Raw genomic sequence first — 25,246 nt, 5'->3', positions numbered from 1 at the left:
CTACCGTTCCCGGCTGACGGAGACAGCTCAGCCCGCGGCCCTTGCCTGCCAGAAGCCGATGGTGAACACGTTCGCGCGGGCTCCGGCAACGATGGCCTGGGCACCGCGTGCCAGTAGGCTCAGCCGAGCGGGCAGCTGATCCGGAGGCACCGAGCTGGTGAGCTCATCCAGTTCGGACCAGTTGCGTTCGAGGTCACCGAGCTGGGATGCGTCGCACAGTTCCTCGACGACGAAACCCGCGGCTTCCAGGTCCTCTCCAATCTGCCCGAGCGTACTGAGATCCGACAGACCGTGGAGACGACAGATGGGCTCCGCGTAACGCTCTGCGGCCTCCGACGCCACACCCTCGCGCAGGATCCAGTCGAAGCCGAGCCAGCGCGCGTCCTTCCGCAGCACTCTGGCTGCTTCCTCGTGCGCCTGCTTCTTATTGGGTACGTGACACAGGGCCTCGACACTGTAAGCACCGTCGAAGTGCCCCTGGGGAAAGGGGAGTTTCATCGCATCACCCACCTCGAAGGAGGTCAGGTCGTCAAGGCCCCGTTCGACAGCCCCGGCACGGGCCGTCTCCACTCGGCTGGGAACCATGTCCAGACCCGTTACATGGGCCCCGGAGTGCCGTGCCACGGTGAACGCGGGGCCGCCCACACCGCAGCCGATGTCGAGGACCTTCATACCAGAGTCGAATCCGCCGCGGTCGGCGATGATCCGTTCCGTGTTCTCCGCGGCTTCGAGACGGGACTCGTCCCCGCTGTAGACGGCCAAGTGGTGTGCGGTTCCGAAGAAGGACCAGCTGGCGTCGTTCACCAGTCCGTAGTACTCGTTGACGACCCTCTCATGCTCGCGTTTCCGGACAACCGGGTCGGAGACACGACTCTCGAACGCTTCCACCTTGCTACTGGTGCTGGGCCTCATCACCGTTCGATCCTCTCGTCGTCCCATGACTCTCCTCGGATTGCACAGCCGTCGGCCTCTCGGCGGGGACGAGCTCGAGGAGTTGGTATGTGGTTCCGGCGGACAGTGCACTGCTCGAAGATCGAAGGGCGCGGACTTCGATTTCGTGGACAGCCGCCATCTCCTGTAAACGGGCCGAGTTGCCAAGACTGCTGAAGCCCAGAAAAATACGCCCGTTCGGCTTCAGATACTGGGGCGCCTCGGCCAAAAAACGCTTATGAGTCCGATAGCCCGGATCCAGCACTGCCATTTCGACAGGGGTGAGGGCCCGGGTGTCCGCCGGCGCCTCGACAAAGCTGGAGTTCCAATAAATGATGTCGTAGCGGTCGGTAGGCGTGACCGCTGAGAAGAGATCACTTTGTGTGACGTGTACTCGATCCCCCACACCGTGGCGGCGCGCATTTCGGCGGGTGTTCTCGACAGCCGCCGGGTTGATGTCCAAGGCGATGACGCTGTGGCATCCTCGTGTGGCGGCCATGACAGCTGTGACGCCCGCTCCACAGCCCACTTCCAGCAGGTCGTTCCCTTCGGAGAGGGGGAGCCATGCGGTGAAGAGCATGGTGGAGATGTCGTAGACAGGCGCGAAGACATCTGAAAGGAGATCCCACTGCCGACCAAACATCGAGAAGGAGGAAGGGCGCTCATCGGCATCCGTGTTGAGTCGTATGAACTCCTTGACGGGGTCCGGAATCATCGGTCGGTCCTCACCGCCACCACTTCGTCATCCCTCACCGGGAACCTCCCGTTGAACAGATTAAGCACAGGCGCGGCCTTCACGCTGGTCTCTTCGAATTCGGCGCTCGCTTCGGAAAGCGAGGTGATGGCTCCTCCGGTTCCGAAAGAGAACTGATCGTCCGTCATGACCATCGTCCTGATCACCACGCTGAGGTCGGCGGCCCCGGACAGCGAGAAGTAGCCCAGCGCTCCGGAGTAGATCCCGCGCGGCCCCTCCTCCAGTCTGTCGATGATCTGCATGGTCCGGACCTTCGGTGCGCCAGTCATGGACCCGGGTGGGAAGGCCGCCCGCGCACAGTGCACCGCACTGCTGTCGGGCCGCAGCTGGGCAAGAACGGTGCTGACCAGCTGATGGACCGTGGCATAGCTCTCAACGGAGAAGAGTGGATCGACACGAACAGACCCTGTCTCGGCGCACTGACTGAGATCGTGCCTGACCAGATCGACGATCATGAGGTTCTCCGCCCGGTCCTTCGGATCCCGAGCCAGATCACTCCTCAACCGTTCGTCCTCGACCGGATCGTCCGACCGCGGCCGTGTTCCCTTGATCGGCTTCGACTCGACCTCTCCATTGCCCCCCACACGCAGGAACCGCTCCGGAGAGGAGCTGAGAACTGACAATCCGCCGAACTTGAGCAATGCACCGAAGGGGACCGGATTCCGTCGGCGCAGGTGCTGGTAGGACAGCCACGGGTCGAAGTTCCCCCTGCCGTGCAGCATGTTGGTCAGACAGATCTCGTACGACTCACCTGCCTCGATCTCCTTGTGGCACGCGGCGATCAACTCCAGGTACCGTTCCCGGTCGTGCCGGAGCCTCCACTCGTCGACCGAGCCCGGAGAAGCGGGAACGGTGGCTGTGTCGGCGGTGTTCTCCTCGTCCTGGTCGGCGATTTCTTCCAGCCGTCTCCTGGTCCGCTCGAGCCATCTCTTCGCCGACGTGGCGTCAGCGTCCTTCACCAAGGCCAGAAGATAGATTTCGTGCAGCTCGTGGTCGAAGACGACAGCCCGGTCCGCGAAAATCATGCTCGCGTCCGGATACGGCGACCGGTGCCTGGCTTCTCCGCCGCATTCCGCTTTGAGCTCGTAGCCCAGGTATCCCACCCAGCCCAGCGTGAAGTCGAACGGAAGTCTGGGCGCGTCGATCCTGTGTCTCGTCAGGTCCTGGTGGAGCCAGTCGAGGAAGGAACCGGAGACGACCTCTCGTCCGTCCGCCCACGAGACCACGATCTGCCGGCGGTCGACGTGGGCTTCGACAACGCGAGCCAGCGCACCGCTGGCATCTCCCATGAAGGTGAAGCGCCCGCCCAGCTCTCCGGTGCTGCTGCTGTCCAGCCAGAAGGCGTGGGGAGCAGCGGCGTACATCGCCGCGAAGGCGACTTCGGTCGACACTTCGAACGGCAGCTTCTGTACCTCGACCTGCCACTTCGCTATGCCGGATGACGCGTGGCCGCTACTGCTTCGACGGCTTCTCTGCCGAGTCAGGCGCATGAAATTGCGCAGAATGCGCCGTCCATGGTCCGTGCCAATCGACTCAGGATGGAACTGCACACCCCACAAAGGGCGTTCCCGGTGCCGTACCGCCATGAGGATGCCGTCCTCGGTCCAGGCGGTGGCTTCCAGCTCGGGCGGCAGATCGGTCGCGATCAGGGAGTGATAGCGGACGGCCTTGAAGGGTGAGGGTACGCCGGCGAAAAGCTCGTCCCCGTCGTGTACTACGAGTGACTCGCGACCATGGAAGATCTCGGGTGCGGAGGTGACTCGAGCACCGTGGACGTGACATATCCCCTGGTGCCCCAGGCAGACTCCGAGAACGGGGATCTGCGCGTGACGGATGATCTCCGTGCAGATGCCGAAGTCATCGGCCTCGGCCGGGTTCCCCGGCCCCGGCGAGATGACGACGTTGTCGTAGGCCTCGAGCATGGACAGCTCCCAGCCCGGTTCGTCGTTCCTGACGACGGTGGGAGCTGTGCCGTTCATCGCCCCTATGTAGTGGGCGAGATTGTGGGTGAAGGAATCATAGTTGTCAATGATGAGTGTGCGCACCGGTTTCCTTCTGAGCGTGCAGAATTGCCCGATTGCGGATGATCTTCCCGTTGGCATTGCGCGGGACGGTCTCGGACAGCCTGAAGATCTTCGGGACCTTGTAGTCGGCGAGGCGGGTCCGGCACCAACCGAGGAGGTCTGCCGCCGTGAGACTGGTGTCACCACCGACATGGGCCTCGACGACCTCGCCGAAGATGACCACGGCTTCCCGGACGTGCGGATGGAGAAGCAGTACCTGCTCCACCTCTGTCAGGTCGACTTTCAACCCCCCCACCGCGATGACGGAGTCAGCCCTGCCCCGGTAGGCCAGGGAGCCCGTCCGTGCGTCCTGGTCGCACCGGTCGAAAGTTCGCAGCCATCCGTTGTGGAATCGGTCGGCTCGGTCTGCCCAAAGGTAGGGACTGCGGTCCATCCGGATCCGTAGCTCACCTGAGACGACGCCCACTTCGATGCCCGGGGCCGGCCTGCCGATGATCGGAGGCTCTGGTCCCGTGACAAGATCCGCGGCGATCAGTCCCGTCTCCGTCGTCCCGTAGATGGGACTGACCGGCACTCCGTACTGCTGACGGAACTGCGTCCACACCTTGACCGGCAACAATTCACCTGCTGAGACGGCCAGGCGCAGGGACGGAACCGCGCCGCACGCCGAGCGGGCCAGAAGCGCGAAGTGCACGGGCACACCGAAGATCGCACAGGCAGCGGTGGAACGAGCGGTAGCGACGATGTCCTTGGCTCGCATCCGTGGCGGGAACACCATCTCTGCGGCGGAGTTCAGGCCGTGCAGGATTCCACCTACCAACCCCATGGTGTGAATCACAGAGTTCAGCAGGACGACTCGATCCCCGGAGTTCGGCATGCCCTCCAGGGCGGCGTACCTCTGCAGCTCCTGCAGCAGGGAGGCCGGGGTGCGGCCGATGACCTTCGGTTCCCCGGTGGAACCGGAACTCGACTGGACGAGACAGACGTCCTCTGTGGCCGGCCGGCCGGCCGGGCGACGCTCCACGGTGAACGGCACGTCCTCGACGAGGTACATGGCGGCCTGGGGCGGGTAGGTCGCGGACAATACGTACTGAGGTTCGCAGATTCCGAGCAGCCGGTCGACCTCGAACACCGTTGATCGAATGTCGATGAGCATGACCTGGGCGCCGCGGGCCCAGACGGCGAACATCGCATAGAGAAGGGTCAGACTGGGGGGCATGTGGAGCGCGACGGAGGAGCCGGAACCGATTCCCTCGGCTGTCAGCCTCGCTGCCATCGACGCCACCTGCGCCCGTAACTCCCGATAGGTGACCGCGCGATCGGCCACGGCCCAGAGCGCGTCGTCATGGCTTCGTTCGAGGAGTTCCTCGCCCCACCAGGAAACTGAACCGGCGGGTCCCATCAGCTCTCCACTACCACGCGGTCCGGGAAGTTCTTCGCCAGGTAGTCGTGGAAGGCCCTGACCGACGTGAAGGAGTCCAGGTCCGACCGATCCGGCATGATCTCCAACTCATGGCGCTCTTCGAGCAGTTGCTGGATCCATACCAGGGTGAAGGACTCGATCATGATGGGACTGTCGACGTCGGTCTCGACGGGATCACCGCCCATGCTCATGCACTCGACCACGATGTCCCTGACGTCCTCGAGAGTGATCATCTGTGTCTTCCAATCCAGCGGGTAAGGGGTGGATGGGGAGTTCGTAGGCATGGGATCCGCGCGCATCGGCCTCGACTGCGGCACAGAGCGCCGCGAGGCTGTCCAGCCACCCGAGAGGCGTGGGTGGGGGGCGGAAGTCTCGGTCGCCCCGCAGCAAGGTGACTCGTGCCACCTTCTCGCTGCCTTCGAACCGTCGCAGCAGGATGGCGGCGGCCACATCTCCCTGCGGGAGCCGCGGGGGAACGTGATCGCCTGCGGCCAACTCGGCAGCGTGCCGGACCCGTTCGTTCGGCTCTGTCTCTACTCCGATGACGAGAACCTGACTCAGGGACGGGTCGTCCAGCAGAGTGTCAGCGACTGTCAGCGCCTCGGCCGCTGGGTCACGGACAGCCGAAATACAGACCAGGGGCCCATGGATGGCATAGCTCCGGGTCAGGTGGCTGAGAATGGAGGTGCTCACAGACTGAAAGAACAGCAAGGGCTTCGGAGGCTCGTCGGCCACGGCACGCTGGGTCGCGGTGTCCACCGTGACAGCGTCGCCGTACATGGTTGCGAGCACGATCGCTGTTTTCTCGCCGTCCCGTCCTATGTGGTTGTCCGGTGCGCCAGACGGTCCCAGGCACCTGGTGACCACCGTATGGACGAGCGGACCGAACCGGGAGATCGCGAATCCCATGATCCGCGGGAGGCCTTCGGGGGCGGCGCCCGGTAGTCCGGAAGCCGCGTCTCCCCAGGGAGTCAGACAGCCGGCACTCACTGCACTGCGTTCGGACAAGATTTTCGGCGCCAATGTTCCCCCTCAGCGCTATAGGCGTGGTGCGAGATCAAGACGAAGGCGCCCGTAGGCGAGGTCACTATGGGGCGCCGAGTACCAGAGCCGCGTTGGCGCCGCCGAAGGCGGCGTTCAGCGAGAGCGCGTGTGAGACGTTCGTGTCCCTCGCCGTGTGCGGGATGCAATCGACGACGCACTCCGGGTCGGCTTCGAGGAACCCGCAGGTGGGCGGCAGGAGTCCGTCGCTCAGGGCGAGGAGCGTGATCACGGCTTCCACCGCACCTGTTGCCTCAAGCATGTGTCCCGTGCTGCTCTTGGTGGAGCTGACCGGGACCGAGTCGGCGCGTTCTCCAAACACTTGGCGCAGTGCTGCGGCCTCGGCTGGATCATTACGGGGTGTTCCGGTGCCGTGGGCGTTGACGTAGCCGATGTCACGGGCGTCCATCCCAGCTCGGCGCAGGGCAGCTCGAGCAGCTGCGGCTAGCCCCCGCCCTTGTGGATGGGGCTGGATGGGATGGTGACCGTCCGCCGCCAATCCCCAGCCCAGGACTCTGCCAAGGGCTTCAGCCCCCCGCCGCCTTGCGTGGCCCCTCGACTCCAACAGCAGGACTGCGGCCCCGTCGCCATGCAGTAACCCCTGTCGGCCTTTGGAGAAGGGCCGGACCGCGCCGTCGATGGCGAGAGCCTCTCCAGAGTCGAACTTCGCAAAGATGTCTTCTGTGACGAGAAATGAACCGCCACAGAGTACTGAATCTGCTCTTCCGGAACTGATGAGTTCCGCTCCGTACGCGACGGCATTTGTTCCCGCGATGCAGGCATTCACAAATGCCATCCGAGGGTAACCGAGACCGAACTCCCTGGCAAGAAGCTCTGGTAATCGACCTGGCAGACCGTCTACGATGCCGGAATCGCGCGGCCTCTCCCCATCGGCGACTGATTTCCAGAAATCCAGGTTGGCGGAGTGATCGCCGTTGGTACCAAGTAGGACAGGTATATCCGTCCCATCATGCCGGGCCATGGATAACGCATCAACAAGGCACCTACGTAATACGTCCATCTGGGACGGCGCTGGTTCACCGGGGTACTCGGCAGCGTGCTTCGCGTGATAGCGAGATGTATCGAACCGGCTGACTTCGGCAAAGGATGGTCGGCCCGCGAAGACCCCGTTTCGAAGCACTTCTGCACCGAAGCCGAATGCCGTGAAGACTCCGTACCCCGTAACGACGACGTTGTGCAAGCCGAGACCTCCGGGTAGTCGAGCCACGGATGCCCTGCTAGGGCTGCAAGCGCTTTCAACCTATACGGCTGGATGGTGTTTCGCCAGAGGCTCAAGTGAAAGAAGTGTGCACTTGCAAGTTCCAGGTGACTCCTGTCAGCATGCGAGCTACCCGTCATCGTCTGTTGCGACACCTGGGGGTAACCCGTGCAGCGATCAGTTCTGGTCACCGGAGGCAGCCGGGGCATAGGTGCCGCGATTGCCGAAGCCTTCCTGGCCCAGGGCGACAAGGTCGCTGTAGTGCAGAGAAGCGCCAAGGCACCGGAGGGCGCTTACGTGATCGAGTGCGATGTGGCTGATTCTCGCCAGGTCGCGGCCGCATTCAAGGAAGCGCGAAAGGCACACGGACCCGTGGAAGTCCTGGTGAACAATGCCGGGATCTCCGATGACATGCTGCTGATGAGGATGAGGGACGAGCAGTTCTTCCGTGTTCTGGAGACCAACCTGGGGGGCGCCTTTTACGCCACGCGGTGTGCCTATCCGGATATGGTGAAGAAGGGCTGGGGACGTATCATCTTCGTCTCGTCCGTGGTCGGTCTCCGCGGCTCGGAGGGGCAGACCAACTACGCTGCGAGCAAGTCCGCGATGGTTGGCCTGGCACGGTCGTTGGCCAGGGAAATCGGACGGCACAACGTCACCGTGAACGTCGTCGCCCCCGGACTCATCCCCACCACTCTGACGCAGGGGCTCTCCGCGGAGCGCCAGGAACAGATCCTCGCAGAAACGGCGCTCCAAAGGAGCGGTACCCCCGGTGAAGTGGCGTCCGCTGTCACCTGGCTCGCTTCAGGAGGGGCCGGGTTCGTGACAGGAGCGGTCATTCCGGTGGACGGCGGACTTGGGATGGGGCATTGAGCATGGGCCTCGCGGCGAAGGCGCGCCATCTCCCCGTTCTGCCGGGCCGGCCCGGCAGAACCCGCCTCGATGGGCTTCTCGCGCCCCCCCATGCTCCAGGAAGCGTGATCAGCTCCGGGCCGGCCAGCAGGGGCATGATCTCGCCACGTCTCACCTACCGGATGCTGGACGGTATTTCGAACGCCATGGCCGGACGGGACAGGCCGCGGCTTGGGGAGCCGGCGGTGGAATCACGTCGGGAGCCCCGTCTTCTCAAGGGCCGGACAGGCCTGCGTGAGCTGGTCGGAGAGGTCGAGGATGCCTAGGCGAAGGGGCCAGGGAGCCGGACGCCGCCCGTTGCTCCACTCAGGGATCATCCCCCTGATGGTCAGCATCTTCATCGTCGACCTCGGTATTGTCAGCACGTCAGTGGCACTTCCGCTCCTCCTGGTCGAAAAGTACGGTGTGTCTCTGGCGGCCGGTGTCACCTTCGCGATCCGCCTCCTGCCGAGCATCCTCGCGGGCCCTGTGGTGGGTGGGGTACTCGCTGCGCGAGATCCGCGACAAGTCGCCGTCACCAGCACATTGTGTTCGGGGGTGTTCGCCGGGCTGATCCCGGTCAGCCAAGCACTGTGGCAGGTGCAGGTCCTGTCACTCGGGATGGGCATCGCCGCCATGTTCGCCCTTCCGGCCTGGCTTGTGCTACGCCCTGCGGTGATAGCCGAAGGTGAGGAGAGACGCGGCAACGGGCTGCTGGTCGCTGCGCAGCGTGTGCCCACCTTGCTAGGCCCGCCCTTGGTCGGATTGTTCGTCATCGCCGGGAATCTGTCCGTCGTCTTCCTCATGGAAGCGGTGACCGCCGCCCTGGCAGCGGTAATGATCTTCCGCATCCCTCCCCTGCCCTCCGACACCAGCCCTGTCGACGATGCGCGGTCCGGCCAAGGGCTTCACAAGCTGTTGCACCAATACGCGAGGAACACCAGGGCCCTGCTGCGCGTCACCACCGAGGATTTATTCATGCGCGGGGCCACCATCACGTCATTCACCTACAGCCTGGCTGTCGCGTTGGGGCGGATGATGTTGCTCGTTCTGGGGGCGGAGTCCTTCTCGCAAGTCTCGGGTTTCTACGGGTGGATGCTCGCTGCCATGGGGGTGGGCGGCCTGTGCGGAAGCCTGTTCGCCGGCCATCTCCGACGTGTGCGCACCGGCACGCTGTACATCGTTGTCATGGTCGTGGAGGCGCTGATCTGGCTCACATTGCCATGGTTGACCAATTTCCTGGTGGCTCTTGCACTCATGGCGATGGCAGGGATCATGGAATCTACTGGCTATGTACTGTACTACGCGGAAGCCCAACTCCGTGTGCCAGCCAGTTTGACCGGCTACTACTACGCCGCCCTCATTCCTGTCGTCGACGCATGCACCTTCGTGGGAACGGCTCTGGGAGCCTTTCTTGCCGGATGGTCGACGCATGCCGCGGCCATAATTCTGTCTGTTGTCATGGGGGTCCCGATCCTTGCCACGGCTCGCTGGTACTACGCACCACGCATGACCAGTGGAGACAAGCTGTCCGCCGCCGGGACGGAGAAGCCATGACCCACATGTACGAATGGCTTCATGACTGCACTGGCGTTTTGCGATTCCATTCATTGACGACTCCCTGCGCGCATCACTCTTGTTAGACGGCCCGCGCCTGGCAACTGATCCATATCTCGATGAGTGGGAGAACTCGGGTGAAAAACCATCTGCTATTACGAGACCTGAGCAGTGGAGTCGCTCCGGCGCTGCTGGGGCAGATAGCGATGTGGGATTCCATAGAGAGATCAAGGAATCAGAGTCGTCACAACTACCACATAGTGGCACGCTATGAGGCGGATAATCCCTTATCGCTGGCCAGGCAGGCGATCGAGTGGCTCGTAGCACGGCACGAGGCACTGCGCACAGTCTACTTCGAGGACGCGAACGGAAAGCTGTGGCAGCGGGTTCTTGGTGAATTAGAGGTGGGCATCCAGGTCAAAAATCTCCGAGAGGGAGCGCCCGAGGAAGAAGCCGATTCCATCGGAAGAGGACTGGTGGTGGCGCCGTTCGATCACGGTCGTGAGATATCGCTGAGGGCCGCCGTCGGCCTTGCCGGGGAACACATAGGGTTCATCATCCTGGGCCTGTCGCACATGGCTGCCGACAACGAGGGAATGGAAATACTGGAAGAGGAGATCGCTTCCTTCCTCAGCGGCCGGCTCAGAGGTCAAAACGCTCCGGTTCCACAGCCGAGAGAGCTTGCCGAGGCGGAGCGTTCCGCTGCCGGCACCAAGCGTTCCGATAACGCTTTGGAGTACTGGGTCAAGACGTTGACAGATGCGCCGAGCATGGTTGTCAACCGGAGTCTCGCCGATCCGCAGCAGCCCAGATTCCGTGAGGTGTCCATGCGCTCGGCCATCATCCGGAAAGCGCTGCAAGAGCTGACGGAGAAGACGGGAACCAGTGAAGCTGCGATCATGCTGGCAGCTGTGGGACGTGAGTTGGGGCGGCTGACCGACCTGGACAACATCTGTCTCATGGTGATGGTCCACAACCGATCGGCAAGCCTGAAACGGGTCGTCGGAACCCTCGCCATCGAAGGGCTCTTCACTCTCGATCTGAACGCAGGGGATTTCACTGAACTGGCGTCACGGGCCTGGAAGATGAGTCTCCAGACCTATCGGAGTTCACAGTTCGACAAAATCCAGCTCCGGCGCCGACTGCAAGCGGCCAAGGCCGAACACGCTGATGCTCTCAACCTTCGGTGTTGGTTCAACTACATCAACGAGGCGAGAATCAGAGCTGCCGACGACGGCCCTACGGCAGCGGATCGACTGTCCACCAGTTTCAACTGGCTGGATGACTCCGATGATCAAGGCGATGGAAGCTTGATATTCCAGATCCGTGATCGTGAAGAATACACGGAGATTTCTCTCTGCGCTGACACGGAAATCCTGGGATCCGAACACATGATCGCCGTGTTGCGCACCATGGAGGAGCACCTTGCCGATGCGGCGAGGGTGGTTGGGAGCGCGCGCTCACGGGAGAGAGGATAAAAGTGGGCCACAGCGGAGAAGTGAGACCAGACCTCGTGGTCATGCACCATCCTAGGCGGGCAAATGCGCTCCCACGCCTGTCAGCGGAATGCCACCCGTTTGAGCTCAGAATCGTGAGAGATCCAGACCCGGAGGGGCCGGCCAGCCCGCTGCGGACCGCCAAGAGGGCGTGGCGGGAAATCGGACTCGGAACGCACCATGTAGTGCTTCAGGATGACATCACCGTCGTTCCACAATTCACGGAATCTCTGGCGCCGACCATCAGGGCCAAACCGGATCACGCAATCGCTTTTTACGTGAATGGGAACAGCCCGGAAAACTCGTACCTAGTCAGGCAGGCAGCGGTTCTGGGCTCTTCTTGGGTACGGCTTTCGCTTCGAGAGTGGACACCGGCTCTGGCTCTCGCGTTGCCAGCGAGTCAGGCATTGGAGCTTTCCCGTTATCTCGCAGAGTTTCCAGACGACTTTCGTGACGACGATGAGCTGATCACGGTCTTCTGTCGTGAGCGGAAGATACCCGTGGTCGCAACCGTGCCGCATCTGCTCGACCATATGGACGGGGAGAGCCTGGCCGGAAACGGATCTCATGGTGTGCGAAGGGCTACGGTCCTGATACCGGATGACCCGACGCCAAGAAATCACTGGGAATCTGATCCCGGTATCGAACGGCGCATGGCCGAGCGGATACAGAATCCCGGCAAATTCTCCTTCGCTGTCGAGTTTACCGGTTCAACTTGTCTGTTGCGATTCATCAGGCCCGGTACGGACGAACTGCTTGAGCATCCGTTCGGCTGGTATTGGTGGGACTGGTGCGATTTGATCGACATACCTGGCCAGGAAATCATTACTGCTTGCGAGAGGTATTTGAAGGAGTCGAGCGGCGAGCTTAAAATTCTCGTTTCGGAGCTAGGCGAGCGAGTGTTCACTGAATTCTGGGCAGCCTGCTACATCCTCGGGTTCGATTCTTTTCAGATCGCGCGAATTTTGCCACTCCTTACCGAATACAGGGCAAAGATTGCTCGCGGCGCGTTGAATTCTTGGCTGGTCTCCGGATTGCGGGCGGAAGATAGCAGGTGTATTGCTCCAGGCCAGCGAGACGTCCTGGTTGACGCAGGTATCGAAGCTGTGCGCCACGGCATGCGCACTGCTGCGAGCAGGGCTCAATGATGAGGAATCGTTGTGACGCACCAAAAAATGAGGACAGGCACACCTCTGTGGTACTGAATGAGACGATCAGACGTATGGCGGAGCAAGAAGCGAACGCGCTGCTTGAGCCGGCCGCCCAGTCGAAAGCAGTTCGCTTCACGGTGCTGGAGTGTCCCGTGTGCGCTGCCGAGGTTAGCCCAGAGGAGTGGCGGCCACCTGCTCTGCCGATATCCGACGGCCCTATTGCAGTATCGGTCACTGTGCTGGCTTGCGAGATTCTCGCGCCAAGATCCCTTCAGTCGGTGCTTCGAAAGAACGCAGGAAGCGGTGCGGAGTTTCAATCGCGCAGCGCTGCGTGGTCTCGACTGTACAGGGACTTCGGTCTCGAGATGAGCGATGTGGAATATTTGGCGGCCATAGATTCTATGGAGTCCGATGGCAGAGTTCTCCCGGCTTCGTGCCGCGCATTCTTCGCGCCGCAGCAAACAAATTTTCTCCACCCTCACATGGGGATAGGGTTCGAGCCACTCAATCGCCGGTACCGCGAGATTCTGCTGCACATCGTGAGGAAATCAATCTGACATGCGAGGTTACGTCATGAATGGCGAAATATGGCACGGCAGCGCCGTTCTCTTCGACCTGGACGGCACTTTAGTGGACTCGATGGAAGCCATTGAAAGGCATACCCGAATGTGGGCGGCCCGGCACGGCCTGGATGGCGACCTGGTGCTACTGGAGTCCCACGGGCGGCGTGACAGCGAACTGATTGCCTCCTATGTTGACGATGCCTATTTCGACGAAGAGATGGAATGGCTGCGGGATATTTCCTGTCGTGACACAAAGGGCATGCGAGCACTGCCCGGAGCAGTTGATCTCATAGCGGATATTCCGCCGGGAGCGTGGGGAATCGTCACGTCCGGGGAACGCCGCGTGGCGCGCAGCCGGCTTGCCGCAGCGGGGATACCGGAACCCCTAATAATGGTGACCGCGGAAGACGTGCAGAACGGCAAACCGGATCCGGAGGGGTTCCTCCTCGGAGCTCGGCTCCTGGGCGTCGCGCCTGAGCAGTGTCTGGCATTCGAGGATTCTGTTGCCGGAATTCAGGCAGCCGAGTCATCCGGTATGACTGTGCTCGTGATCGCATCTGATCAGAATGCCATGAGCGGAAAGGGGACTGTATATGAGGACTTCACGTCCTTCGCGCTTACGGGTTCACGGCACCGCGGGGCGCCTGGTTTGACTCTTTCTCAACGAGTCGGATCTCCCAGTATTTAACCGTTGCCGCCCAGCCCGAAGCGACGAGAGCCCAACTGGCGCTTCCGCCTCGGCATCGGTGACGGGCGGATGCTCAGTGGTTTGTATCGACAGGTAGTCAGTGGTCCAACGGGAGGCGGTTTAGGGTGGAACAGGGAAGGGAAAAATCGGCAGGCGTTTTAGTTCAGGTGTCGGCCCTCCTCGGGGACGATACCTGGGCTGTCGAGGAAAGCTTTGCCGCTGTGTTCTCGGCGAGCCAGGATACGGGATACGGTGGTCCGGAGCTTCCCATGGAGCCGCCCGACCTGGATGTGTTGCCCATCCACAGCCTCAGGCTCACCGACGTGACCATGGGACTGTCAGTGTCACCTCGCTCACAAGGGGTGGACTTGGAGCATGCCCAAGGGTTAGCGGAGTCCGGGACTAAGGCGCCGCCGATCCTGGTGCACCGGCCGACCATGCAGGTGATTGACGGCAGACACCGGCTGCGCGCAGCGGAACTGCGCGGTGACGAGTACGTCGAGGCGCGCTTTTTCGAAGGCAGTGAGGCCGATGCGTTCGTGCTGGCTGTGCGGCTCAACGCGGAGCACGGCCTGCCGCTGCAGCGCAGCGACCGGATGGCCGCGGCCCAACGCATCATGTGCAGCCATCCGCAGTGGTCCGATCGTCGCATCGCGCACGCCAGTGCGCTGTCGGCGCGGACCATCGCGGCGCTTCGGCGCTCCATGGACAACGTCCCCATACTGCCCGTCCGCGTGGGCAGCGACGGCCGAGTCCGACCGATGAGTGCTGCAGAAGGGCGTTCAAAGGCCTCCGAGTTGATACGCAGTGGCCGGCAGCTCTCCCTGCGTCAGATTGCCCGGGAGGCGGGAATCTCTCTGGGAACAGCCCGGGACGTCAAGCAGCGGGTTCTATCCGGTCGGGACGTGATCCCCCAGGGGCAGCGGGAGAGGCGGCGCGGGCTGTCCGTACCCAACGGGTCGGCACAGACCGAAACCCGCAGAATCGTGCCCGGGGAGCGCAAACAGATACTTGCCCAGCTGACCCGCGACCCGTCATTGCGGCTCACGGAAAAGGGACGGACGCTGTTACGGATGCTCGCCGCGCACCCTTCGAGGCCGGAGGAATGGCAGCAGATCGTCGACAACATCCCCCGGCATAGCGTTGATGCACTGCTGAGCCTGGCGCAGAGCTACGCCGAGGACTGGCAGATCTTCGCCCGGCAGCTCGAGGAGTGCAGCCGTCAGCCGGCGGATACGCAACGAGTGCCCGCCGACGATCACTAGTGCGGTGCGCCGGAAATCACGAGTCCAAGTCAGTCCAGCCGGTTGATCGACAGGATGGAGATGTCGCGTGACACCGAGACCTCAAGAGCCTCGCATGCTCGCGTACGCGGCGGTGAGCAGCCTGGTGTTGGCGCATGATGCCGACGCGCAGGGCGTCGCGCCGAACTACTGGAAGTGGGCTGCCGACACACATGTGGCGATGGCTTCCGCCCTACTCGACTCCGAACAGCCCGACGTTCGCGGGCTCACGTCGGTTGTCGCCGCGAGCCCGCGCGACGATGGTGCGTGCCGACAACTCGTCAAGGAGCTCGAGTCCGTCTTCGCGGAGCCTGCCGGCACGCCGGCGTCCGCACGACTGGTCGCGCTCGCGCAAGAAGTGGAGAGTTCGTCACGGCTGCTCATTCACTTCGGTTCCCCCCTTGGCCACGAGACTCCGGCACCGACGGCGGACGTACTGCTCGGCGGCATCGTGCGACGTCCGCACCACGGGACGCATCCGGTTGACGCCGCTGTCGTCATTCCATTTCGCGCGGCAGAGAACGCGCACGACCGCGTGCGGAATCTGGCCGCCGTGCTCAACGCCCTCGCGGACCAGAGCTACCCGCGCGATCGATACCGGGTGATCGTCGTCGAAAGTGATGAGCGAGCTCAATGGCGAGAGCTCTTCGCCGGAGCCTGCGATCACTACCTGTTCGCTCCCAGTACCGGCCCGTTCAACAAATCCTGGGCTGTGAATGTCGGCGTCGTACATGGCGCACGCCCGGCTGAGCTGGTATGCGTCCTCGACGGCGATATTCTGGTCGATCACCACTTCATTGAGCGCGCAATCGAACGATTTGGACATTGCGGAACACAAGCACATTGGCCTTATCGGGATATGCTTTTCCTCGATGAACGCGCCAGTGTGCGAGCCAGTGTGCAGCGCTGCCTTGACGAAGCGCATCGGGTCGATCCGCATGATCTGCGTGGCGTATGGCTCCGGCGACCGCCAGGCGGGTGTGTGTGGCTCCGGGAATCGCTCTTTCAACGACTGGCCGGGATGGACGAGCGATTCGTGGGATGGGGCGGCGAAGACGAAGACTTCGTCTGGCGCATCGAACGCCATGGCATCATGGATCGCTACGACGATCCGATGGTGCATTTGCACCACAGTCGCGCCCCGCACAAAGCTGAAGGTGACATACCGTTCTATGAGAAGGTCGAGAACCTCGCCTTCTGCACCTGGCCGTTCGACGCCGAAATCGGTCGGCTCGATCGCTACATCACGTAGTCGCTCCATGTCTTTCGTCAAGCGAGACGTGGGGTTCTGGGTTCGTGCAAGGTGCCGTCGCGGAGCATCGCGAACAGCACGCTGATGCGGTGGCGGGCCAGGCTGAGGAGTGCCTGGGTTTGGGTCTTCCGCAGGAGCGGGCCAGGGACGGGATCACGATGTCGGGAGTGCCGGTGCCCGGCACTACGACGGTGTACTCGTCGAACGCGTCGAAGACCACGTCGATCAGCCGGGCGGCCGCCTATCTGGTTTGAAAGGGGCCTGCTCCGCGCTGATGAACCGGGGTACCACAGGTTGCTCTCCTTCGCGAAGAAGGCCGCCGCGTCCAGCTCGCTACCGGCGGCCACCGGCGCGGCCTGCCCGACGCCCTTCTGACCGGAATTACAGCTGGCGTGACCGCGATGGCCGCGCGACCGTTGGATGGCTCAACAAGTACCGGAAGGCCCTTACGAAATTCACGCTGGCCGAGCCCCACAGAACTGGATGTATATGACCATTCTCGCAAACACACGGGTTGTGACTTCAAGGGAAATCCTGGAACCGGGTTGGATCCGATTCGCCGGTGGGCGCATCGACGCGGTCGGATTCGGCGACCCGCCGCGCTCCTCGGATTCGACACACGACCTCGGCGGCGGCTATGTGCTGCCCGGATTTGTGGATCTTCATATGCACGGCGGCGGCGGCGCGCAGGTCACGACCGCCGAACCGGAGGAGATCCTGCGCGCGATCGACTTCCATCGGCGCCACGGTACGACACGGACCCTCGCCAGCCTCGTGACGTCACCTGTGGACCAGATGGCGACGGCGGCCCGGGCGGTCGCTGAGATCATGCGGTCGGGGGACGAGCTGGGCGAATCCATCGCCGGCATCCATTTAGAAGGCCCGTTCCTCAATCCCCGCTACCGCGGGGCGCACCACACCGATTTTGTGCATCCACCGGACGTCAAGGCTCTTCGTCACCTGCTCGACGCCGGAGCCGGCGCAGTCCGCGTCGTCACCCTGGCCCCGGAGCTGGAAGGCGCGATGGACCTGATCCGAGAAGTCACCACTGCGGGCGCGACCGCGTCCGTCGGCCACACCGACGCCACCTACGAGCAAGCCCGACAAGCCTTCGACGAAGGCGCGCGCACCGCCACACACCTGTTCAACGCGATGCGACCGTTCCAGCATCGCGATCCCGGACCCGTGGCAGCGGCACTCACACACGACGCCGTCGTCTGCGAACTGATCAACGACGGCATCCATCTACACAGCGGCTCGGTCGCTCTGGCGCTGAAAGCCGCTGGCGCCGATCGGATCGCCTTCGTCACCGACGCCACCTCTGCCGCCGGGATGCGCGACGGGCGATTCGGACTCGGACCGCTGACAATCCTCGCGCGTGACGGCAAGGTGACACTGCTGGACGGCATCACCAATGCCGGAAGCACACTGACCATGGACAGGGCCGTACGTCACGCGGTCAACTGCGTCGGAGTCCCCATCGTCGACGCTGCCAAGGCCGCCGCATCCACACCGGCGCGGGTACTCGGCCTCCAAGATCGGACAGGGAGCATCGTCGCCGGCAAAGATGCGGACCTCGTCGTCCTCAGCGATGCCTTGCGCGTGCGAGCTGTCATCGCACGAGGCCGACTGGCCCATGGAACCTACGACCAGATCACCGGCGGCGGTCACTGACCTGTTGTCGCCAACGCGCGGCCTTCACGGACGACCTCGGGCTCGCCGGACGGGAGGATTCCGTCCGGCGAGAGCCCTCAAACGTCAACGCGACGCCACCTCAGAAGGCCGGCGGAGAAGGACGCCGAATCCGGCTGGTTTGAGCGTGAGTTCGATCAGCGCGTCACACTGCCTTTGCGGCAGGCTCGCGGACAGATCTTTGATCTCGCGCGACCACGGCATCGCCTCGACGCTCGGCCACAGTTCGCCGTTGGCCTCGACCAGGCGCACCACGTCGAAGCCGGCACCCTCGAAGAGGTCGTAGAGCTGGTCGACCCGGAAATCCACATCGTGCGGGTGATAGACCACGTCGTGCAGGTGAATCAACGATTCGTCGGCCGACATGTTCTCGCGGTACACCTTCCGCGCGAAGTGCGGAGGCGCCAGGGTCCGCACGAGCTCCAACCGGTCAGGATGATCAGGCCCGATCTGAAGGATACGAAGGGCCTCTCGCAAGTCCTCGAGCTCGCGACGGCCGAGTGTCGAGTACGTCCAGACGTACACATGGCCGCCAGGTCGCACGAACTCGAAGAGCCGTCGCGCACCGAGCGCGGTGTCGGACAGGGTCTGCAGAACACCGTGAGAGTAGACGAAATCGAAGCCACGCAGGTCGTCATTGGCGTCGAGGAAGTTGCGCCGCTCGACGTGCGCGTTGGTGATCTCGCGTTGCTGCATGAGCCTACGCGCGTAGGCCAGGGACGGCTCAGAGAGATCGAACGCGACGATCTTCGTCGCCGGCATCGCGGTCGCGAGATCAACGGTGACGCACCCCGTTCCGCAGCCGGCTTCAAGCATGCTGGAGAGCGGACCGACCTCCTCCATCACAGGCTGCAGGAATGTTTCGAAGTAATCCGAATGATTCCCGTAGGTCGGATAGGGATACTGTTGGTAGAGTTCGACAACGCTCGCCGTAATGTCATCCATGATAATGTCGATCCTCTCTTTGTGCCCCGCCGAGGGGCTGCGGGGAATTCGAAGTCGTCAGGCAGAGCCGCGTGAACAGACCGATGTCAGACACAGGCCGGCCCGGACAGCAGATCGACCACGATCCCGTCGAATCCCGTCAAGGTCGCCCGTCCGCCCCCGGCCTCGCCGATCAAGAGGCCGGTGAAGTCGGGCACGCTGGTGATGGCGCCGATGTCGACCAGTCCGGCGTCGCGGACAGCCACACAGGTCGCACCCGCCGCGACGGCGGACCGCACGCCTGCGTCCGAGTCCTCGAAGACCAGGACCTGCTCCGGATCGACCCCGAGCCTTTCGAATGCGATCAGATACGGATCCGGATTCGGCTTCCCACGCGATACGTCATTGCGATTGACCGTCACCTTGAAGGCGCCGGTTATTTCGAGATGGTCCAGCACGAACTCGATCCGCCGCGGCCAACTGCTGGTCACGAGCCCGACGTCGACACCTAGGCGAGAGAGCCCTGTCAGCAGATCGACGACCCCTGGAATGGCAGAGCATTCCGACTCCTCCTCGGCCTTGTCGACCTCCGACCAGATGGCCTTTCGGTCATTTTCGGATCGGTCTGGAAAGAGAAGCCGAACCGTCTCCGAACCCGGCCTCCCGTGAATGTAACTTGCGATGTCGACGGGCGTCAGGACACGACCGTGGCGACGTGAAACTTCACTCCAGGCATTCTCGATGACTGGTCCGGAATCGACAACGACACCGTCCATGTCGAAGACAACCGCCGCGATACGGATCCGGCGAGACTCCGCGTCCATTGCGCTCCTCATGCGTCGTCGTTGAAGGCACTGTCCCTGCTACTGCTGATCGGGCGCGTCTGCGGCACCGCGTGCTTCGTCCCGGATGACAAACGTGTCGTCGACCACCAGCACATCTATCGCACCGCTCCGAAGCGCTTCGAGGGCGTCGCGGTGTGATCCGACGATCGGCTCTTCGTGCTTGTTGAACGAGGTGTTGACCAACGCCGCTTGCCCGGTTCGCTCGTGCCAGGAGAGCAGAACCCTGTGCAGGAAGGGGTCGTCCTGCTTGCGTACGATCTGAGGACGCGCCGTGCCATCGACGTGCACGACCGCGGGGCAGGCCTTCGAAAATTGCTCACGGCATTCATACGTGATTGTCATGAATCGCGCGGAGACGTGCTCGCTGGACCACCCGACATAGCAGTCCGCGGCGAGCTCCTCCGCCGTGATCGGCGCGAAAGGCATGAACTCGGTCCTGTTCAGTCGCGCATTGAGCCAGTCGTTGATCGCGACGTCGTCGGTACGGTACAGCACACTTCGATTGCCTAGCGCGCGTGGTCCGAATTCCATACGACCGCGAAATGTTCCCACGACCTGGCCGTCCGTCAAGGCGTCGACGACGATCTTCTCCATCCCGTGATCGATACGCCGAACCGACAGGGTGGGATATTCGCAGATGATTCCATCCAGCTGCTCCGTGGAAATCGTCGAGTCGGGCCCAAGCGCCATCGACGGCGCCTTGGGGCGCATGGCAGTTCGGCGGTGCGACACGACGACGGCGGCCTGAAGCGGCAGACCCCCGTCACCCATCGGAGGCATGACGTATACATTGTGCACACCGGCCGCCTCGAATATCCGCTGATTGAGCTTGACATTCGCGAATACGCCACCCGAAAGGCAGACATTTCCGGTGGGCACTGCGGCGATGTGACGGGCCACGAGAGTGGACAGGATCGACTCGATGTGCTCCTGTGCGGCGGCGGCGATATCGGCCGGGTCGTGCTTGGCGACCTCGGCTGTCAATTCGTCGGTATAGCCGTTGTACGACGGCTGGAAGAAATCTCCGCAGAGACCACGGATCCGGTTGGAATCGTCGATGTGGATCATCTTTTGCATCAGCGGCAGAGCCTTGGTCGGGTTTCCGTTCGCCGCCAGTCCGGTGATCTTTCCCTCGTGACGATTTGGTCGGTATCCGAGGAGTTTGGTGATCCGACCGTAAAAATACCCCAGGCTGTCGATGGAAGTCTCCCTTTGGAGCACCTCCGTCTTCTGCTCCGTACAGTAGGAAACCGTCAGTGATTGGAAGTCACCTCTGCCGTCGCAGGTCACGACCAGAGCCTCGTCGAAGGGGGAGCACAGGAATGCACCGATCCCATGTGCCTCGTGATGGTCGACATACGCGACCTTCGACCTTAGGCCATTGCTTTCCACGAAGTCGTCGAACTCGCCGCGCTTCTGCTTGTCGTTCGCAATCTCGTCCGAGATGCGCTTTCTGAGGTGGGGGAACGAGTTGGGGTTCTTCCGAACTTCCTCTGCTATTCGGTCGACATAGAGCAGAAGGTGCCGATCGGCGTCGAACCCGGCATTCCATCCGTATGCGAGCGCGTCCACAGCATCGAGTGATGTCCCGCCCTCATTGAGAACGAAGTCGATCGATCGCGTCGGCCATGTCTTGTGATCCTTGATCCGGGTGAAGCGCTCCTCACTCGCGGCGGCGACGATCGCGCCGTCCTCCACCAGGCACGCACCCGCTAAGTCATTGTTGGTTATGCCGAGAACAAGCAATTTTTCCTCCGAGTTCGGGTTCGCCCATGGGAACTTGAAAAACTTGTCCGAGGTCCGTTCGGTTGACCGAAGGAGAAGAACGCGAGAGTAACGAAGCACGCGATGGCGGCGGGCATGAGTCGAGTGTCCAGGGCGAAACAAGCGCCGACCACTCCCGGGCCGTCATAGGGGCTCATCCGCCGCCGGTATTGAGTCGGGCACCCAGTATTCGACATACCGGCCGCAGTTATAGCTGAACAGTCGGAGCCTCTGCGTCAGCTGCTCGCCCGAATGACGTTGAGCATGTCCGGACGCAATGTGTCACTGGCGAATCGCTCAGATACAGTACTCCCAGAGTGTCAAAGGGGATCTGTGGATTGGCGTCCGCAATAGCCTCCAAATCATTGACGGAGCACAGCCAGAGTCAAGCTGGCTCATCACGTCAAGTCAACTGTTCAATCGCGCTGTTGGACGCTGAAGGTTTCAACGCCGCCACTGATCGGGGGGCGTTTCCCTATCCCGCCCTCGTGACCCGCCGCATGCGCTGGTCAAGTGGGGAACAATGCTCATTGTCACCTGCGAGGGGGGACTGTCGATTGAAGTTCTCACCGCGCCAGCGGGCCCTGGTCGGGCCGGCCTGGCCCCGACTAATTTCAGCCGCTCGCATAAGCGCCGCCGCCACGGGTGAAGGTGCACGTGGTGAACAGCCCGGCCGGGTAGCTACTCTGGCCGTGAGCTGGCACTAGGGCGCTTCTGATGGCTCTTGGTCGGAGATCATCCGGCCGATTGGCGCCGCGCGAGGTGACTCGTGAGGCGCTGGCTGCCTCACCAGACTCGCCCGTAACCGCCCACGAACGATTTCAAGAGCCGTCAGAAACGGCCTAACCGAGCACACACGCCCAACCAAGGACTCTCGACAGCACGCTGCACAGCGGAACGCAGCGTAGCCGGCCTCAAGTCCTGGCGCGTTTTTCACGGATCGCGCTGCACCCGTATTGAGCCTTGGGGCTTGCAGAGAACCAACGTGTCGTGGCCGTATTCCTTCGAGCCGCCCTCAAATCGGGCCGGACCTCCCGGTGTCAGCTACTGGACGGCGTCTGTCTTGGTCCCGCCGCCGATGTCGCCGAGGTCACCGCGGCCCAGGTCCGCCGAGTGGTCACGGAGTTGATCGAGACGGGCCGTCGGCACGTCGATGACCACGAGATCCTGGTCGTCTTCGACGCCGACTACGACGCCCCTCGCATCGCCCACCTCCCGGTTCAGACCTCGGACGGATGCGCACAGCCGCCCGCCGAAGCACGGCAAGGACTTCCACTTCGCCAAGCCTGAGACCTGGGGCGAGCCGGACGCGGCAACGGTGCAGGTCACCGACTGGTACGGCACCGTCGGCGCGATGGACTGGGACCGCATCCATCCCTGGCTGACCACCCGCTCCGCGTGGATCGACCGCAGCGGCGAAGTCCCGGTCGCCGAGGGCACGTTGATCCGCCTCCAAGTCGACGGCCTCAGGGCGGCCACGATCCGCTGCCGCTCTGGCCGTGGGCGTCGGCCACCGGCCTGACCGGCGAGGACGGCGACGTCCGATGGCAAACGTTCCTGCGCGGGTTCGACCTGGAGCACACCTTCCGGCTGATGAAGCAAACCCTGGGCTGGACCCGACCGAAGCTCCGCACCCCCGAGGCCGGAGACCACTGGACCTGGATCGTCATCGCCGCCCACACCCACCTCCGTCTCCTTCGCCAGGCCGCTACCGACTCGCGACGGCCCTGGGCGGAGCCGGCCGGGCGCGGCCGGCTCCGCCCTCACCTGCACCGTCCGGCCCGTGCGTCGGAGCCGTCAACTCCAGGACGTCAAAGGCCACTTGGCTCGAAGAACAAGCGACCCGCCACCTGCTACGACGTCGGCAAAACCGCGAGACGCCCCGAGAGCATCACCGAACGAAACCTGCCCAGACCTCCACATCTGCCTCAGACAGAGGCGTGTGGCAGGTCTGAATGAGTTTCTCGAAACCGAGTGTGGGACTTGGTTTTGTGCTGGTCAGGCATGGTGTGGGGGTGGGTGAGGTAGGTCCGGTGCGTCCGTGGATGTGGCGTGTTGGAGGTGCGTGATGGCGTCGGTGCTGGGGCCGCTGGAGGAGCGGGAGCGTGCGGCCCGGAGGCGGGTGGAGGAGTTGCAGGCCGAGCTGGAGGCGGCGCAGTCGGAGTGTGGACGAGTGGCTGATCGCCCGCAGGCGGGTCGGCGAGGTGTGGGACGGCGGGGGTAAAACCGCAGACCAGGACGGGGAGGCGGGGAAGGCGCCGGACGGGAGTGAGGTCGCGGTGCCGTCGGCGGCGAGGCCCGGGTCGGTGGTTCCTCCCTGGCGGCAGGGGCTGTCGGCCGAGATGCTGTCGCCGGAATATCAGCAGGTCATGGGACTGCTGGCCGAACGCCGTGCCTCTGGCGGCCAGCCGCTGAACTGCCGTGAGATCACTGCCTTGTTGGGGCTGGAGGTGGTTCCGGCGAAGACCGAAGGCGTGCAGTGCAAACTCAAGCGGCTCGTTGCGCGGGGATGGGCGCATGAGCCGGTGCCGGGCCGGCTCGCCTGCGGCGACGGGCGAGACGGCGGGTCATGACCATGGTCATCGACCACAGGATCATCGCTTCCGAGGACGCGGGCAGCCTTTCGTAGTCGCGGGCCAGGCGCCGGGAGCGGGTGAGCCAGGCGGTTGGGTCGGCCGCGCGGCGAGGTGCTCGCCGTGAGGGCGAGTCCTGTTCCGCGCGACCTCCCGCCGAACCGGACATGACGGTTTCCCGGTCATCCGGCTCTCCAGTGACTACTGCGTGAATGGTCTGGCTGGCCGTTCCGAATGGATACGGTCGTGGCAGATGTCGCAGGCCACGACTGTCTTGCGGCGCCGATGGAGCATGACGCGCGCCCAGTCGGAAGGCTGCCATCCGGCATGTGCGAGGTCGGCGAGAGCGCGGACGTGGTGCACTTGCACGTTGCCCTTGCTTCCGCAGATCGCGCAGGTATCCGCCAGGAGTCTCGCAATGAGTTCCTTCTGCGGGTAGTCCACCCGGACAGGCTCACGATCGGCGAGTTCCGCCGCCCGCTGCCGTTGGAGGGAAATCCCACCGAATCGGGCCACCAGTGGCGTCCTGTTCTTCCGCTCGATACGGGCCTCGAAACAGACTCAGGGCCCATTGGGAGTGTCGATTCTGGCCTTGTGCTTGGCGGCCATCTTCGACACGGACGAGCGGTGCTTGGCTGCAAGAGTCTTGAGCATATTGATCCGAAACTCAAAGGGTTCTATTCGAGGATGTAGCGGACGTGCGGGCCGCCGAAGTAGCCGCGGACGATGTGGGGCTGGCGTTGGCGTCAGTGGAAGAATCGGCGGGTCTCGGCGGCGAGTTGGGCCTGGTCGCGGGCCCGGCTGTGCATCGGCAGGCTCCGTTTGAGGTCGGCGTTGACCAGCTCGTCGGGGTTCAGCTCCGGCGAGTACGACGGCAGGAAGTGCAGCTCGATCCGGTCCGGGTGATCGGCGAGCCAGGTGCGGACCTTGCGGGAGCGGTGCGCGGAGTGGCCGCCCACGACGAGGTGGACCTTGTGGTCGAAGTGGCCTGCGAGCCGGTCGAGGAAGCGGCACATCACCTCGGCGTCGAAGGTCTCGGTGAACACCATGAAGTGCATCCGGCCCTTCGTGCTGATCGCGGACATCGCGTTCACCGAGAACCGGTTGCCCGAGCGGCGCACGATCGGGGTGCACCCCTTGGCGCCCCAGGTGCGGCCGGTGACCTGGTCGGAGCGG

General features: G+C 63.2%; 21 protein-coding genes and 2 pseudogenes. 12 read left to right on the top strand and 11 right to left on the bottom strand.

Annotation, left to right across the window (positions count from 1 at the left end; genetic code table 11):
- Positions 1-27: 27 nt before the first annotated feature.
- From P1P70_RS02980 to P1P70_RS02955, 6 genes are all read right to left on the bottom strand, one after another.
- The gene (locus P1P70_RS02980) at positions 28-939 is read right to left on the bottom strand and encodes an SAM-dependent methyltransferase (protein ID WP_319234295.1); all 912 of its coding nucleotides are present in this window, start codon (positions 937-939) and stop codon (positions 28-30) included.
- Entirely contained in the window at positions 893-1,645 is a 753-nt protein-coding gene (locus tag P1P70_RS02975; protein WP_319234294.1) for a methyltransferase, read from the bottom strand. Before P1P70_RS02975 ends, P1P70_RS02980 begins: the two co-directional genes overlap by 47 nt.
- Complete coding sequence (gene pabB / locus P1P70_RS02970) at positions 1,642-3,729, bottom strand: aminodeoxychorismate synthase component I (protein WP_319234293.1); 2,088 nt, start codon at positions 3,727-3,729, stop codon at positions 1,642-1,644. Before pabB ends, P1P70_RS02975 begins: the two co-directional genes overlap by 4 nt.
- A complete protein-coding gene (locus P1P70_RS02965; RefSeq protein ID WP_319234291.1) occupies positions 3,710-5,110 on the bottom strand; it encodes a class I adenylate-forming enzyme family protein in 1,401 nt (466 codons plus the stop codon). The genes pabB and P1P70_RS02965 overlap by 20 nt, the downstream gene beginning before the upstream one ends.
- A complete protein-coding gene (locus tag P1P70_RS02960) occupies positions 5,110-5,364 on the bottom strand; it encodes a hypothetical protein (RefSeq protein ID WP_319234290.1) in 255 nt (84 codons plus the stop codon). Before P1P70_RS02960 ends, P1P70_RS02965 begins: the two co-directional genes overlap by 1 nt.
- A gap of 854 nt (positions 5,365-6,218) precedes the next feature.
- Positions 6,219-7,373 (bottom strand): beta-ketoacyl-[acyl-carrier-protein] synthase family protein, encoded by a 1,155-nt coding sequence (locus P1P70_RS02955; RefSeq protein WP_319234288.1) that lies wholly within the window; start codon positions 7,371-7,373, stop codon positions 6,219-6,221.
- A 186-nt stretch (positions 7,374-7,559) separates the two neighbouring features.
- Between P1P70_RS02955 and fabG the strand changes: the two genes are divergently transcribed.
- From fabG to nagA, 10 genes are all read left to right on the top strand, one after another.
- Positions 7,560-8,264, top strand: a complete 705-nt coding sequence (gene fabG, locus P1P70_RS02950; RefSeq protein ID WP_319234287.1) for a 3-oxoacyl-ACP reductase FabG — start codon at positions 7,560-7,562, stop codon at positions 8,262-8,264.
- 363 nt (positions 8,265-8,627) lie between these two features.
- Positions 8,628-9,839 carry an MFS transporter gene (locus P1P70_RS02945; protein WP_319234285.1) on the top strand — a complete coding sequence of 404 codons (1,212 nt, stop codon included), beginning with the start codon at positions 8,628-8,630 and terminating at the stop codon, positions 9,837-9,839.
- A gap of 137 nt (positions 9,840-9,976) precedes the next feature.
- Entirely contained in the window at positions 9,977-11,317 is a 1,341-nt protein-coding gene (locus P1P70_RS02940; protein WP_319234283.1) for a condensation domain-containing protein, read from the top strand.
- Between the two features lie 203 nt (positions 11,318-11,520).
- A complete protein-coding gene (locus P1P70_RS02935; RefSeq protein ID WP_319234281.1) occupies positions 11,521-12,483 on the top strand; it encodes a hypothetical protein in 963 nt (320 codons plus the stop codon).
- A 74-nt stretch (positions 12,484-12,557) separates the two neighbouring features.
- Positions 12,558-13,043 (top strand): hypothetical protein, encoded by a 486-nt coding sequence (locus P1P70_RS02930; RefSeq protein ID WP_319234280.1) that lies wholly within the window; start codon positions 12,558-12,560, stop codon positions 13,041-13,043.
- A gap of 1 nt (position 13,044) precedes the next feature.
- Complete coding sequence (locus P1P70_RS02925; RefSeq protein ID WP_319234278.1) at positions 13,045-13,737, top strand: HAD-IA family hydrolase; 693 nt, start codon at positions 13,045-13,047, stop codon at positions 13,735-13,737.
- 125 nt (positions 13,738-13,862) lie between these two features.
- Positions 13,863-15,002 (top strand): ParB/RepB/Spo0J family partition protein, encoded by a 1,140-nt coding sequence (locus tag P1P70_RS02920; RefSeq protein WP_319234277.1) that lies wholly within the window; start codon positions 13,863-13,865, stop codon positions 15,000-15,002.
- Positions 15,003-15,096: 94 nt separating this feature from the next.
- Entirely contained in the window at positions 15,097-16,272 is a 1,176-nt protein-coding gene (locus P1P70_RS02915) for a glycosyltransferase (RefSeq protein WP_319234276.1), read from the top strand.
- A gap of 119 nt (positions 16,273-16,391) precedes the next feature.
- Positions 16,392-16,526, top strand: coding sequence for a hypothetical protein (locus tag P1P70_RS02910; protein ID WP_319234334.1), 135 nt, complete (start codon positions 16,392-16,394; stop codon positions 16,524-16,526).
- 235 nt (positions 16,527-16,761) lie between these two features.
- Complete coding sequence (gene nagA, locus P1P70_RS02905; protein ID WP_319234274.1) at positions 16,762-17,946, top strand: N-acetylglucosamine-6-phosphate deacetylase; 1,185 nt, start codon at positions 16,762-16,764, stop codon at positions 17,944-17,946.
- An 84-nt stretch (positions 17,947-18,030) separates the two neighbouring features.
- Here nagA and P1P70_RS02900 read toward each other — a convergent pair whose 3' ends face one another.
- The 3 genes from P1P70_RS02900 to P1P70_RS02890 form a co-directional block, all read right to left on the bottom strand.
- Positions 18,031-18,909 carry a class I SAM-dependent methyltransferase gene (locus P1P70_RS02900; RefSeq protein ID WP_319234272.1) on the bottom strand — a complete coding sequence of 293 codons (879 nt, stop codon included), beginning with the start codon at positions 18,907-18,909 and terminating at the stop codon, positions 18,031-18,033.
- 86 nt (positions 18,910-18,995) lie between these two features.
- Complete coding sequence (locus tag P1P70_RS02895; RefSeq protein WP_319234270.1) at positions 18,996-19,712, bottom strand: HAD family phosphatase; 717 nt, start codon at positions 19,710-19,712, stop codon at positions 18,996-18,998.
- Positions 19,713-19,751: 39 nt separating this feature from the next.
- The gene (locus tag P1P70_RS02890; RefSeq protein WP_319234269.1) at positions 19,752-21,479 is read right to left on the bottom strand and encodes a carbamoyltransferase; all 1,728 of its coding nucleotides are present in this window, start codon (positions 21,477-21,479) and stop codon (positions 19,752-19,754) included.
- Positions 21,480-22,488: 1,009 nt separating this feature from the next.
- On the opposite strand from P1P70_RS02890, the pseudogene P1P70_RS02885 reads away from it, so the two are divergent.
- Positions 22,489-23,456, top strand: a pseudogene (locus P1P70_RS02885) (transposase); the annotation flags it as partial.
- Positions 23,457-23,662: 206 nt separating this feature from the next.
- Positions 23,663-24,070, top strand: a complete 408-nt coding sequence (locus tag P1P70_RS45650) for a hypothetical protein (protein WP_413471410.1) — start codon at positions 23,663-23,665, stop codon at positions 24,068-24,070.
- Between the two features lie 201 nt (positions 24,071-24,271).
- Here P1P70_RS45650 and P1P70_RS45645 read toward each other — a convergent pair whose 3' ends face one another.
- Both P1P70_RS45645 and P1P70_RS02875 read right to left on the bottom strand, forming a co-directional pair.
- Complete coding sequence (locus P1P70_RS45645; protein WP_413471409.1) at positions 24,272-24,514, bottom strand: hypothetical protein; 243 nt, start codon at positions 24,512-24,514, stop codon at positions 24,272-24,274.
- 233 nt (positions 24,515-24,747) lie between these two features.
- Positions 24,748-25,246 (bottom strand): annotated as a pseudogene (locus P1P70_RS02875) (IS630 family transposase); the annotation flags it as partial.

This window comes from Streptomyces sp. MB09-02B, assembly GCF_033794485.1.
Lineage (GTDB): Bacteria > Actinomycetota > Actinomycetes > Streptomycetales > Streptomycetaceae > Streptomyces.
The sequence above is the reverse complement of the archived record's forward strand: the minus strand, read 5'-3'. Positions and strand labels throughout refer to the sequence as shown.

Excerpts from the sequence above, each read along its gene's own strand:
- P1P70_RS02975 (WP_319234294.1), bottom strand. The coding sequence starts at position 1,645 with ATGATTCCGGACCCCGTCAAGGAGTTCATACGACTCAACACGGATGCC.
- nagA (WP_319234274.1), top strand. The coding sequence starts at position 16,762 with ATGACCATTCTCGCAAACACACGGGTTGTGACTTCAAGGGAAATCCTG.
- P1P70_RS02945 (WP_319234285.1), top strand. The coding sequence starts at position 8,628 with ATGGTCAGCATCTTCATCGTCGACCTCGGTATTGTCAGCACGTCAGTG.
- P1P70_RS02895 (WP_319234270.1), bottom strand. The coding sequence starts at position 19,712 with ATGGACGCGGAGTCTCGCCGGATCCGTATCGCGGCGGTTGTCTTCGAC.
- P1P70_RS02915 (WP_319234276.1), top strand. The coding sequence starts at position 15,097 with ATGCTCGCGTACGCGGCGGTGAGCAGCCTGGTGTTGGCGCATGATGCC.
- P1P70_RS02965 (WP_319234291.1), bottom strand. The coding sequence starts at position 5,110 with ATGGGACCCGCCGGTTCAGTTTCCTGGTGGGGCGAGGAACTCCTCGAA.
- P1P70_RS02925 (WP_319234278.1), top strand. The coding sequence starts at position 13,045 with ATGCGAGGTTACGTCATGAATGGCGAAATATGGCACGGCAGCGCCGTT.
- P1P70_RS02900 (WP_319234272.1), bottom strand. The coding sequence starts at position 18,909 with ATGGATGACATTACGGCGAGCGTTGTCGAACTCTACCAACAGTATCCC.
- P1P70_RS02980 (WP_319234295.1), bottom strand. The coding sequence starts at position 939 with ATGGGACGACGAGAGGATCGAACGGTGATGAGGCCCAGCACCAGTAGC.
- P1P70_RS02930 (WP_319234280.1), top strand. The coding sequence starts at position 12,558 with ATGGCGGAGCAAGAAGCGAACGCGCTGCTTGAGCCGGCCGCCCAGTCG.
- P1P70_RS02960 (WP_319234290.1), bottom strand. The coding sequence starts at position 5,364 with ATGATCACTCTCGAGGACGTCAGGGACATCGTGGTCGAGTGCATGAGC.